General features: G+C 68.2%; 15 protein-coding genes. 5 read left to right on the top strand and 10 right to left on the bottom strand.

Going from position 1 to position 15,094, the window contains the following annotated elements; all coding sequences use genetic code 11:
- Positions 1–58 precede the first annotated feature (58 nt).
- The 5 genes from B6S44_RS16045 to B6S44_RS16060 all read left to right on the top strand — a co-directional run bounded on the left by B6S44_RS16045 (position 59) and on the right by B6S44_RS16060 (position 4,699).
- Positions 59–988, top strand: coding sequence for a nucleoside hydrolase (locus tag B6S44_RS16045; RefSeq protein ID WP_129157898.1), 930 nt, complete (start codon positions 59–61; stop codon positions 986–988).
- 71 nt (positions 989–1,059) lie between these two features.
- Positions 1,060–1,581: a hypothetical protein gene (locus B6S44_RS29380; protein WP_164985849.1), complete on the top strand. Its 522-nt coding sequence runs from the start codon at positions 1,060–1,062 to the stop codon at positions 1,579–1,581.
- A gap of 10 nt (positions 1,582–1,591) precedes the next feature.
- Entirely contained in the window at positions 1,592–2,440 is an 849-nt protein-coding gene (locus tag B6S44_RS16050) for a GNAT family N-acetyltransferase (RefSeq protein ID WP_164985850.1), read from the top strand.
- Positions 2,441–2,547: 107 nt separating this feature from the next.
- On the top strand, positions 2,548–3,315 hold the full coding sequence (locus B6S44_RS16055) for an SDR family NAD(P)-dependent oxidoreductase (protein WP_129157900.1): 768 nt from the start codon (positions 2,548–2,550) through the stop codon (positions 3,313–3,315).
- An 85-nt stretch (positions 3,316–3,400) separates the two neighbouring features.
- Positions 3,401–4,699: an alpha/beta hydrolase gene (locus B6S44_RS16060; protein WP_129157901.1), complete on the top strand. Its 1,299-nt coding sequence runs from the start codon at positions 3,401–3,403 to the stop codon at positions 4,697–4,699.
- Between the two features lie 9 nt (positions 4,700–4,708).
- On the opposite strand, the gene B6S44_RS16065 is transcribed toward B6S44_RS16060, so the two are convergent.
- The 10 genes from B6S44_RS16065 to B6S44_RS16110 form a co-directional block, all read right to left on the bottom strand.
- Positions 4,709–5,572, bottom strand: coding sequence for an energy transducer TonB (locus B6S44_RS16065; protein WP_129157902.1), 864 nt, complete (start codon positions 5,570–5,572; stop codon positions 4,709–4,711).
- On the bottom strand, positions 5,569–6,021 hold the full coding sequence (gene exbD / locus B6S44_RS16070; RefSeq protein ID WP_129157903.1) for a TonB system transport protein ExbD: 453 nt from the start codon (positions 6,019–6,021) through the stop codon (positions 5,569–5,571). The genes B6S44_RS16065 and exbD overlap by 4 nt, the downstream gene beginning before the upstream one ends.
- 3 nt (positions 6,022–6,024) lie before the next feature.
- Complete coding sequence (gene exbB, locus B6S44_RS16075) at positions 6,025–7,071, bottom strand: tonB-system energizer ExbB (protein WP_129157904.1); 1,047 nt, start codon at positions 7,069–7,071, stop codon at positions 6,025–6,027.
- A gap of 267 nt (positions 7,072–7,338) precedes the next feature.
- Positions 7,339–8,772, bottom strand: coding sequence for an FAD-binding oxidoreductase (locus B6S44_RS16080; RefSeq protein WP_129157905.1), 1,434 nt, complete (start codon positions 8,770–8,772; stop codon positions 7,339–7,341).
- Positions 8,756–9,520 carry an SDR family NAD(P)-dependent oxidoreductase gene (locus B6S44_RS16085; protein WP_129157906.1) on the bottom strand — a complete coding sequence of 255 codons (765 nt, stop codon included), beginning with the start codon at positions 9,518–9,520 and terminating at the stop codon, positions 8,756–8,758. Before B6S44_RS16085 ends, B6S44_RS16080 begins: the two co-directional genes overlap by 17 nt.
- Positions 9,517–11,256 carry an SMP-30/gluconolactonase/LRE family protein gene (locus tag B6S44_RS16090; protein ID WP_129157907.1) on the bottom strand — a complete coding sequence of 580 codons (1,740 nt, stop codon included), beginning with the start codon at positions 11,254–11,256 and terminating at the stop codon, positions 9,517–9,519. The genes B6S44_RS16085 and B6S44_RS16090 overlap by 4 nt, the downstream gene beginning before the upstream one ends.
- Complete coding sequence (locus tag B6S44_RS16095; RefSeq protein WP_129157908.1) at positions 11,196–12,179, bottom strand: NAD-dependent epimerase/dehydratase family protein; 984 nt, start codon at positions 12,177–12,179, stop codon at positions 11,196–11,198. Before B6S44_RS16095 ends, B6S44_RS16090 begins: the two co-directional genes overlap by 61 nt.
- On the bottom strand, positions 12,176–13,297 hold the full coding sequence (locus B6S44_RS16100; protein ID WP_129157909.1) for an ABC transporter ATP-binding protein: 1,122 nt from the start codon (positions 13,295–13,297) through the stop codon (positions 12,176–12,178). Before B6S44_RS16100 ends, B6S44_RS16095 begins: the two co-directional genes overlap by 4 nt.
- A 10-nt stretch (positions 13,298–13,307) precedes the next feature.
- Complete coding sequence (locus B6S44_RS16105; protein WP_129157910.1) at positions 13,308–14,138, bottom strand: carbohydrate ABC transporter permease; 831 nt, start codon at positions 14,136–14,138, stop codon at positions 13,308–13,310.
- A gap of 10 nt (positions 14,139–14,148) precedes the next feature.
- On the bottom strand, positions 14,149–15,054 hold the full coding sequence (locus tag B6S44_RS16110; RefSeq protein WP_129157911.1) for a carbohydrate ABC transporter permease: 906 nt from the start codon (positions 15,052–15,054) through the stop codon (positions 14,149–14,151).
- Between the last annotated feature and the right edge of the window lie 40 nt (positions 15,055–15,094).

Here is a 15,094-nt window from a genome sequence, read left to right on the forward strand (position 1 = left end):
GATGCTCGAAAAACACCAGTCTCGCCACGCCCTGACGAATTCTCGAACGGACACTGACATGGCGCGCGAGACCATCATCATCGATACCGATCCTGGCCAGGACGACGCCGTCGCCCTGCTGCTCGCCTTCGCCAGCCCGGAACTCGATCTCAAGGCGATCACTACCGTTGCCGGCAATGTCCCGCTCGCCCTGACCACTGCGAACGCGCTGCGCATTCGCGAGCTCGCCGGCCGTGAGGACGTGCCCGTCCATGCCGGTGCCGACAGGCCGCTGCTCTTCCCGCTCTCGACCGCCGAATTCGTTTGCGGGCCCGACGGCCTTGCCGGTGCCGATCTGCCGCCGCCGCGTGGCACGGCTAGCGCAACCCATGCGGTCGACGCACTCATCGCTATCCTGCGCGCCGCACCGGACGACGGCGTAACGCTCTGCCCGCTCGGGCCGCTGACCAATCTTGCCCTGGCCTTCCGGCTGGCGCCGGATGTGCTGCCCAAGGTTAGGCGCATCGTGCTGATGGGCGGCGCATTGGCGCTCGGCAACATCACGCCGGCGGCCGAGTTCAACGTTCATGTCGACCCGCACGCCGCCGCGATCGTCTTCGGCTGCGGCCGGCCGATCGTGATGTTCGGCCTCGGCGTCACCCATCAGGCGATCGCCTCGCACGAGCAGGTCGCGCGCCTTCTTTCCTTCGGCAATGCGGCGGGTAGGGCCGTGCATGGCATGCTGACGCGCCCGCGCCCCCGCGGACTCGGCACTGCCGGGCATCCGATGCACGACCCTTGCGTGATCGCCTTCCTGCTCTGGCCGGAACTCTTTTCGGGGCGCGACTGTTTTGTCGAGGTCGAGACCGGGGACGGCCCCTTGCGGGGCCGCACCACCATCGACTGGAACGGCCGGCTCAAGCGGCAGGCCAATGCCCATGTCGTCGCGAGCGTCGAGGCGGAGGCGCTGTTCCAGCGGCTGTTCGACCGGCTCGCGACCTTGCCCTAGAGCCGGATCCGATCAGGTTGGTCCAACCTGATTGGTGAATCCGTCTATAACGGGCTCTAGCGGAGGAAGCGATGGCCCATTTCGTCGAGGAGCTGCAGCGCGAGGCCGAGCGCGCGATTCTGGCGATGCAGACGGCCGCGCTCGCCGCCCGCCAGCTCCATGCCCGCGCCGAACTGATGCGCCATATGCTGACCACCGCGCGCAAGGTCGCCGGCAGGCCGAAAGCCGAGGCGGTCGAGACCGTCGCGCGCGAATGGATGGACGCCTGGAACCTCGGCTGGCAGGACTGGCCGCATATCGCCCGCGAGATGGAGGGCTTCACCGCCGCTTTCCATGATTATGCGAATGAGCCCGGTGATGGGAATGACGCCTCGCTGCGCAAGGCCTGCGACGCGCTCGACGCGATCCTTGCCCGCGAGAACACCTCGATCAGCGATCGGATGGCCTTCCGCTCGCAATGCGCCCATCGCTGGTGGGAGCTGGTCGTGCCGGTGCCGTCGGACCTGCCTGACGCGAAGCCGCGCCCCTCGGTGCCGCCTCTCAATGGCGAGGCGCCGTTCTGGCAATCCGGCTGCGCTGAATGCTGCAGCTGAGGGCCGGGCGATGATGTCGACCCAGCTGACGCTCCGCCCCGCTACTCTGTCGGATGCCGATGCCTGCCAGCGGCTTTCGGCCGCCATCGGTTGGCCGCATCGCCGCGAGGATTGGGAGTTCACGCTCGCGCTTGGCCAGGGCTTCGTCGTCTCAAGTGAGGAGGACGTCGTCGGCATCGGGCTCTGGTGGGGTTTTGGCACGATCCACGCCACGCTCGGTACGATCATCGTCGCGCCCGATCGGCAGGGGCAGGGCATCGGCAAGCTGCTGACGGAGCGGCTGATCGCGGCAACTGAGGGACGAACTCTCGGGCTTGTCGCTACGCCGCAGGGCGAGCCGCTCTACGCCCGGTACGGGTTCATCGCCATCGACGAAGTTCGCCAGCACCAGGGCGATTGGCCGGAGCTGGCAGCGCCCGTCCTTGCCGCAACCGAGAGCATGCGCCCAGCTGTCGCCGCCGACCTGCCATTGCTGGCGCAGCTCGATGGCGAGGCGACGGGGCTGCCGCGCGCGTCCGTCCTCGAAGCCTTGCTGGCCCGCGGCCACGCGATCCTGATCGAGCGCGATGGGGCTCCGGCCGGCTTCGGCTTCCTGCGCCGCCACGGGCATGGCTGGTTGATCGGCCCGGTTGCGGCTGTCGACGATGCCGCCGCCTGCAATCTGATCGCTGCTCTGCTTGCCGCCCGCCGCGGCGATTTCATCCGCATCGACGTGCCGGCCCGCACCGGCCTCGGCGCCTGGCTGAGCGAACGCGGCTTGCCGCTCGTCGCCTCCAGCGTGGTGATGGAGCGCGGTGCTGCGCCAGCCGCACCCGGGCCGATGCATCGTTTTGCGCTGGTCAACCAGGCCATGGGCTGAACCCCCTAGCGAATGGCGGGGTTGCCGAACCGGCGCTGGCGGTTCCGCGCCGGGTCGCGCAAGATCGTTCCTGAAACGATTTAACCTCGTATCCGACGGGAGGAACGATGCTCGACGATCTCAAGGGGCTGCGCGCCCTGGTCACCGGCTCCAGCACCGGCATCGGCGCCGCCGTGGCCAAGGCCTATGCGGCGCACGGCATGCGGGTCGTGGTGCACTACAAGTCGAGCGAGGCCGAGGCGAATGCCGTCGCCGCCGGGATCAGGGCCGCCGGCGGTGAGGCGCATGTGCTGCAGGCCGATGTCGCCGAGAGCGCGCAGGCGGTCGACCTCGTCAACAAGGCCGCCGACACGCTCGGCGGGCTCGACGTGCTCGTCAATAATGCCGGCGCGCTGGTGAAGCGCACGCCGATCGCCGAGATCGAGGACGAATTCTTCGACGCCGTGGTCGATCTCAATGTCCGCTCGGTGGTGATGGCAAGCAAGGCGGCGCTGCCCTATCTCAAGACGTCCGGCAGCAGGGCGAGCGTGATCAATCTGAGCTCGATCGCCGCGCGCAATGGCGGCGGTCCGGGTTCTTCGCTGTATGCCAGCTCCAAGGCCTTCGTGCTCAACCTGACCCGCGGCATGGCCAAGGAGTTCGTGCCCTTCGGCATCCGCGTCAACGGCGTCTCTCCCGGCGTGATCATGACGCCGTTCCATGAGCGCTATTCGACGGCCGAGCAGATCGAGACGATGCGCAAGACCGTGCCAATGGAACGCGTCGGCACGCCGCAGGACAATATCGGCGTCTTCCTCTTCCTCGCCAGCCCGGCGATGAGCGGCTACATCACCGGCCAGACCATCGAGGTCAATGGCGGCCAGTACATGGTCTGACCGCCACTGTGGCTTCGGCGTCCTTGACGCAACGGGCGGCGCACCAGCATGGTCTGGGCGCCGTGCCGCAGCTGGGTAGCCCGTGATGCCGATCCGCCGCAAAGACTTGCCGACGCCGGCTGCCCGGCGCGCCTTCGCGGTCGTGTTTGCGACGATGTTCGTCGCCGGTTGCGCCGGCGACGTGAAGGGCGTGCTGACGCCGGTCGCGTCGACCGTGCCGGGCACCAGCAAGGTCACCATGCTGGTGGCGACCACGCGGGCAGCCGATCCGGATGCCGGCGTGCTGTTTTCCGGCGAGCGCGGCAAGCCGGCCTTTGTCGAGATGACGATCTCGCTGCCGCCCGATGCGGGCCGCAAGGTCGGCGAGGTACAGTGGCCGAGCCGACTGCCGGGCAATCCCGAGACCGATTTCGTCACGCTCAAGGTCGACAAGCTCGATGCCCGCACCGGCCTGGCGCGGTTGCACGAGCGCGTCTCGCGGGTGCCCAAGCGGCGCGTCATGGTCTTCGTCCACGGCTTCAACAACCGCTTCGAGGACGCGGTCTATCGCTTCGCCCAGATTGTCCACGATTCCGACGCGAATGTCGTGCCGGTGCTGTTCACCTGGCCCTCGCGCGGCTCGCTCTTCGCCTATGGCTATGACCGCGAGAGCGCGACCTATTCGCGCAACGCGCTGGAGAGCCTGTTGCAGGGGCTGGCGCGCGATCCGGCCGTCGGCGAGGTCTCGCTTCTCGCCCACTCGATGGGTAACTGGGTTGCGCTCGAGGCCTTGACCCAGATGGCGGTGCGCAATCGTGGCATCCCGCCAAAGATCGCCAATGTCATGCTCGCCTCGCCCGATGTCGACGCGGATGTCTTCCGCACCCAGATCGCGGAAATGACGGGCCGGCGTCCGAAATTCACGCTCTTCGTCTCGCAGGATGATCGCGCGCTGGCGATCTCGCGCCGGGTCTGGGGCGGCAAGGACCGCCTCGGTGCCGTCGACCCTGATGTCGAGCCCTATAAGAGCGAGTTCGAGACGGACAAGATCACGGTCCTCAATCTCACCAAGCTCCGCACCGGCGACAAGCTCAATCACGGCAAGTTCGCCGAGAGCCCGGAGGTGGTGAAGCTGATCGGCACGCGCCTCGTCGACGGCCAGCCGATCACCGATTCACGCGTCGGCCTCGGCGAGCGCCTGATCGAGGTGACCGGCAGCGCTGCAGCCGCGGTCGGCACTGCCGCCGGCATTGTGGTCACGGCCCCGATCGCGGTGGTCGACCCGCAGGTACGCCGCCACCTTGGCGACCGGGTCGAGCATCTCGGCAACAACATTCAAGACACCGGAGCCGCGGTCGGCGATACCGTGACCACTCCCTTCCAGAATCCCAGCGCCCCGCGCTGAGCGGAAGCGTTAGCGGCTGAAGCGGATCGGCACCGAGAGCGAGAGCGCTCCGCCGCCACCGACACCCGCCGGCGGCGCCGGGACCGGGCTGGCGCGGCGGATCATCGCTGCCGCTTCGGCGTCCAGCACGGAATCGCCCGACGAGCCGACGACGCGCGAGGACAGCACATTGCCGCTGCGGTCGATCGCGAAGGCGACCTGGACGGTGCCGGGGCTCGCGCCGCCTGGGAAGCGCTTGTAGCGGTTGAGATGGGCGATCAATGAGCCGCGCCAGGAGGCGGTCGAGACCGTCGGCTGGCTGGCCGTGCCCTGCGCCGCGCTGGTCGGCGCCGAGGCACGCTGTTCGGACGGCTTCGGCGCCACCGCTTCCCTCGCCCGCTGCTCGACCGGCTTGCGCTCGACGACCTTGGGCTTGGGCTTGGGCTTTTCCTTTTTCTCGACGATCTTTGGCGGCGGCGGCTTCTTCTCCACCGGCTTCAACTCGGGCGGAGGTGGCAGCAGCACGGCGTCGAGCTTCGGAATCTGCGGCAACTCGGGCAGCTTGACCTCTGGCTGCTCGACCGGGACCGACTCGGGAACGGGTTCGGGCTCGGGCTCCGGCAGTGGTGTCTCCTTGACCGGCTCGGACGGCGGCGGTTCCGGCTCGGCCCGCTCGGGCGCGACCGGCAGATTCTCCGGCGGCGCTTCGGGCGCGACCGAGAGGGCGGCGAGCTCGATCATCACCGCCGGCTCGGGAGCGCCCGCGGCGGCTTCCGTCGGGCGCCAGTGCACGCCGACCCAGGCGAGGCCGCCATGGAGGCCGGCGACGGTGAGTGCCGCCGCGCCCCAGCGCAGCGCGGTGAGCCAGCGGCGATGCGGCGCGGTCGTGATCACGGCTTGACCGCTCCCTGAGCCGCGCCCTGGCCGGTGTTCTCTAATCCGACCAATGCGATCTTGAGATAGCCCGCCTGGCGCAGCTTGTTCATGACCTCCATCAGCTCGCGATAGGCTACGGCCCCATCGGCGCGCAGGAAGACGCGCTGCTCGCGATCATTGCTGGTCTGGCGGTCGAGCACGGCCTGCAGCTGCTCGCGCGGCACCGTGTCGTTGCCGAGCGCGAGCGAGAGGTCCTGCTTGACGGTCAGGAAGACCGGCTTGTCGGGCCGCGGCTGTGTTTGCGCGTTCGAAACCGGCAGGTCGACCGCGACGTCGACCGTCGAGAGCGGCGCCGCGACCATGAAGATGATCAGCAGCACCAGGATCACGTCGATGAACGGCGTGACATTGATCTCGCTGACTTCGCCGAGATCGCCGTCCTGCGGTTCCTTGAGCGAAACGGCCATCGCTCACTCCGCCGGAACACGCGGCATCGCCGCCGGCTGGGCCGGGACCGCATGCAGGTTGGCGCGGACTTGCAACGTAGCTTGGCGGCGCGCCCGTTCGATATCGCGCGAGAGATGGCGCAGCACTTCGCCCGAAGCGTCCGAAAGCGTGGCGCGGTAGCCGGCGATGGCGCGGGCGAAGACATTGTAAATGATCACGGCGGGGATCGCAGCGACGAGGCCGATCGCGGTCGCCAGCAGAGCCTCGGCGATGCCGGGCGCGACGACGGCGAGATTGGTGGTCTTCGACTGGCTGATGCCGATGAACGAATTCATGATGCCCCAGACCGTGCCGAACAGGCCGACGAAGGGCGCCGTCGAGCCGATGGTGGCGAGCAGGCCGGTGCCGCGCGCCATCGAACGGCCGGCGCGGGCCTCGATCCGTGACAGCGCGATGGCAGCACGCTCCTTGATGCCGTCCTCGCCGAGGTCGCTGGAGCGCTCGCGCTCGCTCTGGGCGGCGCCGACCAGTTCGGCCACGGTGCCGCGTGCCCGCCCTTTGCGCCCGGTGATCGCCTGCGCCGCCTCGTCGAGGTTCGCTGCTTCCACCAGTCGGCGCACGGCCCGCTGCGCGCGCGTCTTGGCCGCGGCGAGCTCGAGCGCCTTGGCGAGCCAGATCGTCCAGGTCACCAGCGAGGCGAAGGCGAGGCCGAGCATCACCGCCTTCACGACGATGTCGGCGGCCATGAACATGCCCCAGGGCGACAGGTCGTGCGGCAGCGTCGCCTGCGCCGTCACGGGTGTTGGTGCCGGGTTTAGAGCCGGGGCCGGGGTGGCTGCGGGGACAGCGATCGGCGCCGGGGCGGCCGGAGCGACCTGGCCCGTGGGAGCTGGAGCTGCCGGCGCGGCGGCGCCTGGCGCCGGGAGAGTTCCGCCATGGGCGCCGGAGGGGCTGGCCTGGGAGGCGGGAGGAGTTTCGGCCGGCGCGGTCTGGGCGAGGCCGATAGAGCTTGTCATCGGGGCGGCGGCGAGGCTCGCCGCGAACAGGATTGTACCGATCAAACGCTGCATCGACTCTGGTCCACGGTCTTGCGACGCTCCTCACTGGCGGGAGCGCTTTCAGGGCGAGGCCGGCCTCAATGGAAGCGTCCTCGGGTGATCGCGGAGCACCGACCCGGAAAGGGACAGCATGGAAGGCGACCGTCCCCAGCAGTTAAACCAGAGCGAATTGGTTAGCAAATACAATAATTTACACGTATTCTAAAGTAACGTGTCCGCTGCTTTTCTGTCCGGAACAGTTCACGTATTCCGGGGGCTTCGCCCGATCGCAGGGTTGCTTCACCTTCGCGCGAGCACCGCGCCGGGATTGAGGATGCCGAGCGGATCGAAGGCCAGCTTGACCGCTCTCATCAGCTCCAGCGCCCCCGGCTGGGCTGACTGCAACAGCGCATTGGTGAGGCTACGGCCGATGCCGTGCTCGGCAGTGATGCTGCCGCCGAAATCGCCGATGATCGCGAAGATGCGCTCGTTGACGGTGGTGGCGAGTTCGCCGAGCTGATCCCGCGGGGTTTGTTGCGGGAACAGCAGGACGACATGGATATTGCCGTCGCCGACATGGCCGACGAAGAACGTTCTCGCCTCCGAGAAGCGCTCGGCGGCGATCGCCTCGACCGCCGCGATGAAGGCCGGGACATCGGCGACCGCGACGCTGGTATCGTGCGAAACGGTCGGGCCGGCACGGCGGTTCGCTTCTGCGACGGCGAAGCGCAGATGCCAGATCGCCTTGGCCTGCGCCTCGCTTTGCGCGATCGCGGCGTCCTGCAATAGGCTCTGCTCCAGCGCCGTCGCGAGTGTCTTGGTCAGCAATTCGCCAACCCGCCCGGCCGGGTCGCTATCGCCGAGCTCGATGAAGACATACCAGCTGTGGCGCCGTTCGAGGGGAAAGGCGGTGCCGGGTACGAGATCGAGAGCGAGGCCCATCTCGCCATCGCACATCAGTTCGAAGCTGGAGATGCGTTCGCCGGCCGACTGCTTCAGCAAGGATAGCAGCTTCAGCGCGGCCGATGGGCTGTCGAGACCACACAGTGCCGTAGCGCTGACACGCTGCCTTGGAAACAGCCGGAAGGTCGCTGCCGTCACCACCGCCAGCGTGCCTTCCGAGCCGATGACAAGCTCCTTCAGCGCGTAACCGGCATTGTCCTTGCGCAGTGGCTTCAGGCCTTGGATCACGGCGCCGTCGGCACGGACATACTCCAGGCCGAGCACGAGATCGCGCACCGTGCCGTAGCGGATGACGTTGATGCCGCCGGCATTGGTCGAGACCACCCCGCCGATCTGGCACGAGCCCTCGCTGCCGAGGCAGAGCGGAAAGAGCCGGTCTTGCGCAGCCGCCGCTTGCTGGACATCAGCGAGGATGCAGCCGGCCTCGGCGGTCAGCGTGTCGCCCTTGGTGTCGATCGCTCTGATCCGGTTGAGGCGTGCCAGCGAGAGCACGACCGCTTTGCCTGAGCCATCCGGCGTCGCGCCTCCCGACAAGCCGGTATTGCCGCCTTGCGGCACGATCGGCGTGCGGGTCGCCGTTGCCCAGCGCAGGATGGCCGAGACCTCTTCGACGCTGCGGGGGCGGAGCAGGGCGAGTGCCGCGCCCCGGTGCTTGCCGCGCCAGTCGGTGAGCTGCGGCGCCATCGCCTGCGGATCGGTGACGATGGCGGCCGGATCGAGCGTCGCGCGCAGGCCGTCGAGCGGGTTCATCGGCTCAGACCGTGCCGGCATCGACGATGAAGTTCTGGCCGGTGCACATGCGCGAGACGTCGGAGCAGAGGAAGAGTACCATCTGGGCGATGTCCTCCGGCAGGATCTCGCCCTTCAGCGCCTGTGCGGCCTGGTTGGCCGCGCCCTTCTCCGGCGTCCACCAATTGGTACGCTGGCGCTCGGTCATCACCCAGCCCGGCGTGACGCAATTGACCCTGATGCCATCGGGCCCGAGCCCCCGCGCCAGCGAGCGGGTGAAGCCGATCACCGCCGATTTCGCCGTGGTGTAGGCGATCATGTGCGGCGAGCCCTTCATCCACGAGGTCGAGGACAGGTTGACCAACGCCCCGCCGCCGAGGCCGCGCATGTCCGGCGCCAGCGCCTGCGCCACGAACATCATCGGCCGGAGGTTCACGGCGAGCCGGTCGTCCCAGTACTCCGGCGTCACCGCCTCGAATTCGTGCCGCTCGTCATGGCCGGCATTGTTGACGCCGATGGCGAAAGGGTCGTGGAGGGCACGGGCCGCGGCGATCGCGGCTTGCGTCGCCGGGATGTCGCGCAGGTCGACTTCATGGAACGAGACCGTGCCGCCGGCCGCCGAAAGCTTGGCCGCGAGCTGCTCGCCGCGCATGGCATCGATGTCGAGGAAGGCGACCCTGGCGCCTTGCCGCGCCAAGGCCTCGACGACGGCGCGGCCGATGCCGTCGGCTCCGCCGGTGACGAGGGCCGCCTTGCCGGCAAGATCGGGATAGCTGGCTTCGACCCTCAACCGCCGAACTCCGCGGCGGGCAGGCCGGGCACGTCGACCGGCAAGGTGAAGAGCCCGCCCGAGAACGGCGCTTCGGCCAGAACTCGCGAGGGCAGGCGGATGCGCGCCGAAGTGATGAACAGCGTCTTGAGGTCCGGCCCGCCGAAGGCGAGGCTGGTCGGGCGCGGCACCGGCAGCCAGACCTCCCGATCCAGCCTGCCGTCCGGCGCATAGCGGTGCAGGCACCAGCCATCCCAGATCGCGCACCAGACGAAGCCCTCGGCGTCGACGGCGAGCCCATCCGGTCGGCCGGAGACCTCGGCGAAGACGCGGCGATTGGCGAGCGTCCCGGCCTTGGCCTCGAACTCATAGGCGTAGATGCGGCTATGGGCGGAATCGACGAAGTAAAAGGTCCGGCCGTCCGGGCTCCAGTCGAGCCCATTGGCGACGGTCAGCCCGCTCTCCTGCCGTTGCCAGGAGAGATCGGGTGCGATCGCGTAGAGCGCGCCGGAGGCGCGGCTGGCGTCGAGCCGCATCGTCCCGGCCCAGAGTCGGCCCTGCCGGTCGCATTTGCCGTCGTTGAAGCGGTTGTCGGGAATGTCGGCCTCAGGGTCGGCGAGCGCCGTCAGCCGCCCGCTGGCGAAATCGAAGGCCTCCAGCCCTTCCTGCGTCAGCACCACCAGCCCGCCGCCACGGCGGCCGAGCACGGCGCTGACCAGGCGCGGCAGCGTCACCTCCTCGTTGTTGCCGGTCGCCGGGTCGAAACGGTTGACCGAGGGCGCGAGAATATCGACCCAGTAGAGCCGCTGCTCGCCGGCCGACCAATAGGGCCCCTCGGCGAGATGCGCGCCCCAGGGCAGGACGCATTGGACATTGGGATCGACTGGCCGAGCCGAGCGCGGCGCTGGGCTGATGTTCATCTGTGTCGCGCCGACATTGCCGGAGATCTGCCTGGCAGCTGCCATCAGGTCGCGGCCGGTGGTGTGCAACCGCTCCCGCGTCAGGCGCGAGGACGGGCCGAACACGCCGATCGCCGCAACGGCGCGGCCGGTATGGTCGAAGATCGGCGCCGCCACCGAGGCGACGCCGGCGACATGCTCCTCCTGCGAGACGGCGTAGCCGCGCGCCCGTGTCAGAGCGAGGTCGGCGGCGAGGGCTTCCTCCTCGATGATCGTCGTCTCGGTGAAGCGTTCGAGCTTGAGCCGATCGACGAGCGCCCGCTGCTCATGCGGCTGGACGAAGGCGAGCAAAGCCTTGCCGCCGGCGGTGCAATGCAGCGGCGCGCGCCGGCCGATCTCGATGCGAAAGCCATAAGGGCCGCCGCGGCTGCGCTGGTCGATATAGAGCAGCTCGCCATTGTCGATGGCGCAGAGCGCGGCGGTCTCGCGCGTCTCCTCGGCGAGCCGGTCGAGTGCCGGCGCGCCGGCGCCGCGCAGGTCGAAGGATTCCCAGACGCGGTGGGCGAGCTCGAACAGGCGGTGGCCGAGCCTGTAGGTGTTGTCGCTCTCCTCGTGCCGGATCAGGCGGAAGGTGAGGAGCGTGTTGAGCATGCGCGCCAGCGTGCCCTTGGGCAGGCCGGTCGCGGCCTGCAGGTCGCGAAAGCGCGGCGGCGCCGATGCCTCGCCGATCACGTCGAGCAAATAGAGGCCCTTGGCGAGGGCAGCCGCGCCGGTCGGGACGTCGCGCTCGCCCGGCGTCAGGACGCGCGCTTCACCCGCGTCTGCACTGCCTCGCCGATCATGCGCTCGAAGGTCCATTGCGGCTCAAATCCCAGTTCGGTCCGGATCCTGGCGTTCGACGTCTCGTAGAAGACGCCGGCGCCGGGCAGGTCGATGGTCTTCAATGGCAGCCCCGTCAACTCCGCCATCCTTGGTAGGGCGGCGGCGAAGTCGACCGGTTCGGTCGCGCCGAGATTATAGGTGCGCCCGGCGGCGCGCTCGTCCGACAGCGCCAGCAGGATGCCGGCGACCATGTCGCGCGTGTCGGTGATGTGCATGCGGAAGGGCCGGCCGGCCTCGTTGCGCGACAGCACCAAGGCCTCGCGCCCGTCGTCGATGGCCCGCAGGGCCGCGACGGCGGCAGCATTGCCGAAGCCGTCCTGCTGCCGGATCTTCGGCTGCAGGAAGAAGCGCGGGCCGGAGAAGAAGCTGCCGGGATCGAGCAGTTCGCTCGCATCCTGCGTATGCGAGAAGCGCAAGATCGTCGCCGGGGTGCCGCTCGTCCGCTCGAAGAAGCGCACGATCTCTTCGCCGAGCAGCTTGCTCAAACCATAGGGCGAGCGCGGCTTCAGCGGATGATCCTCGTCGATCGGCTGATAGTCCGGCACGTTCTCGGGATAGACCTCGCCGGAGGAGGCGAAGACGAGGCGCTTCGGCTTCACCGCCGCGGCCTCCTCCAGCAGCACGCGCGTGCCCTCGACATTGGCGGAGAACAGCCTGTCGCGGTCGGCCGGCAGCCAGGACATGAAGGCGCCGAGATGCAGGATCACCTCCGCACCCTGCACGGCCTTCCTTGCGGAGGCTCGGTCGTCGAAGCCGCCGAGCACCTCGCGATAAGCGGGATGACCAATGCCGCTGGCGCGCAGGTCGAAGCCGGTGACGGGATGCCCCGCGTCGAGCAGTTGCCGGGCGACGCGCGAGCCGACGCGCCCGGCGCTGCCGGTGACCAGGATGGTGCTCATCGGATCGCCTCGCCGCTGGCGGCATCGAAGACGTGCAGTCGGGCCGGGTCGAAGGACAGCGTCAGCGTCGCCTCGCGCGGTCGTGGCTCCTGATTGATCAGGCGGGCGATCAGCGAGGTCCGCCGCGCCTCGTCCTCGCCGCCGGAGCCCGCCTCGCGACGGTGTTCCTCGGGCAGGTCGACATAGACATATTGCTCGCTGCCGAGGCTCTCGATCAGCCTCGGCGTCACTGTGAAGGGGACCTGCCCTGCCCCGGCTGTGATGTGCTCGGGCCTGAGGCCGACGACGATGTCCTTGCCGGCGAGCGCAGCGGCATTCGCGACGGGCAGCGCCACATCATGGCCGAAAAGCTTTGCCGTGGCTCCATCGCTCGCAGCCTCGGCCTTTGCCTTGAGGAAGTTCATGCCCGGCGAGCCGATGAAGCCGGCGACGAAGAGATTGGCCGGCTCGCGGAACATCACATCGGGCGGTGCGATCTGCTGGATCACGCCATCCTTCATGATGACGATGCGGTCGGCCATCGTCATCGCCTCGGTCTGGTCGTGGGTGACGTAGATCGTGGTGACGCGCAGCCTCTTGTGCAGGGCGCTGATCTCGGCGCGGGTATGGACGCGCAATTTGGCGTCGAGATTGGAGAGCGGCTCGTCCATCAGGAAGGCCTGCGGCTCGCGCACGATCGCCCGGCCGAGCGCGACGCGCTGGCGCTGGCCGCCGGAGAGGGCGCGGGGCCGGCGTTCGAGCAGATGGTCGATGCCGAGAATCTTGGCGGCGTCAGCGACACGCCGCTCGATCTCGGCGGCGTCGGTGCCGCGCATCTTCAGGCCGAAGCCCATGTTCCTGGCGACCGTCAGATGCGGGTAGAGCGCGTAGTTCTGGAAGACCATGGCGATGTCGCGGTCGCCCGGCGCGAGGTCGGTGACATCTCGCTCGCCTATCGAGATCGTGCCGGAGGAAGCTTCCTCCAGCCCGGCGAGGATCTTGAGCATGGTCGACTTGCCGCAGCCGGACGGGCCGACGAGGACGACGAACTCGCCATCGGCGATGTCGAGCGAGAACGCCTTGAGGACGGTGAGCCCGCCATAGGATTTGGTGACGCTGTCGATGCGGATTCCAGCCATGCAGGTTCTCTTACTTCTCGGCCCCGGCCGTCAGGCCGCCGACGAGATAGCGTTCGAGGACAAGGTAGATCGCGAGGATCGGCAGGGCGACGAGGATGGAGGCGGCGGAGATGTCGCTCCAGTTCGAGATGTACTCGCCCTTCATCGTGGTGATGCCGAGATTGGCGGTCCAGTTGCCCTGGGCGTTGGTCAGGAAGGTGCGGGCATAGGCATAGTCCGACCAGGACAGCACGAAGCCGTAGAGCGCCGTCGCCGCCAGCCCTGGCGCCGAGACCGGCAGGATCACCCGGACCAGCGCGCCGAGCGGCGAGCAGCCGTCGACCATCGCCGCCTGCTCGAGCTCGCGCGGGATCGTGTCGAAATAGCCCTTCAGCATCCAGGTCGTGAACGGGATGATCAGCGTGGCGTGCGCCAGGATGATCGACCACAGGCTGCCGATCAGCTCGAGATTGCGGAAGATGCCGAAGAGCGGGATCACCAGCAGCGTCGCCGGCAGCATCTTGGCGGTCAGGATGAACAGCCCGAGCGACTGGCCGCCGCGCACCCGAAAGCGCGACAGGCTGTAGCCGGCGAGCACCGAGACCACCATCGAGATCGCGACCGCACCGATCGCCGCCAAGGCCGAGTTGCCAAGCCAGAGCAGGATCGGCCGCTCGGCCATGATCTGGCCGAACACGCCCCAGCGCGGCTCAGCTGGCCAGAAGCTCGGCGGCAATTGCCGGAGTTGGCTCGGCTCGGAGAGCGCGGTGACGACGAGCCAGTAGATCGGGAAGACCAGGATGGCGCAGGTCAGGGCGACGCCGGCATAGAGCAGGGCGTGACGTGTGGTTTTCCGTCTCATCGCCGCCTCCTCAGATATTGTCCGGCGCGCGGGCGATCATCAGCCGGCTCGCGATCACGCAGACGATCAGGGTGATGACGCCGATGGCGGAGGCGTAGCCCATCTTGAAGAAGCCGAAGGCCTGCTCGTAGGTCATGATCGAGAGCGACTGCGTCGCCTTCAGCGGGCCGCCGCCGGTCAAGACGTAGATGATCGAGAAGTCGCGGAAGACCCAGAGCATCACCAGCACGAGCGTGACGCCGATCACCGGCATCAGCGAGGGGATGGTGATGTGGATGAGCCGCTGCCAGGCGCGGGCGCCATCGACCTTGGCGGCGTTGTAGAAATCCTCCGGGATCGACTGCAAACCGGCCAGCATCATGATCGAGACGAAGGGATAGCCCTTCCAGACCATCACCGTGCAGACCACGGCGAAGGCTGCGTCAGGCGAGGAGAACCAGTTGATCGTCTGGTCGACCAGGCCGAGCTTGATGAAGAGCCAGTTCATCAGGCCGAAGGAGGAATCGAACAGCCAGGCGAAGATGACGACGGCGATCACCTCCGGGATTGCCCAGGGCAGGGCGACGAGCAGGCGCGCCAGCGCCTGGCCCTTGAAGCGGTTGTTGACCAGCAGCGCGGTGCTAAGCCCGAGCAGGAAGCAGAAGAACGAGACGATAGTGACGAGCTTGAACGTCACCCAGCAGGCGTACCAGAACTCCTCGGAGGCGAAGAGCCGCTCGTAATTGGCGGTGGTGAACGGCCGGCGCGGCTGGTCGAGCCGGGCGATGTTGACGTTCTGGAAGGAGAGATCGACCGAGACGAAGAGCGGATAGACGATGATCAGCGCGATCAGCAGCACCGCCGGCGCCAGCAGCAGATAGCCGAGCCAGTGCCGCCGGCTCGGGCGGGCGAGGTCGAGGAAGGCTGATCGGGGCATGGGTCGGGCTTCCAATTAGGGCGCGCGTTCCGCGACAGAC

Source organism: Allobosea sp. Tri-44 (genome assembly GCF_004123845.1).
Taxonomy (GTDB): domain Bacteria; phylum Pseudomonadota; class Alphaproteobacteria; order Rhizobiales; family Beijerinckiaceae; genus Allobosea.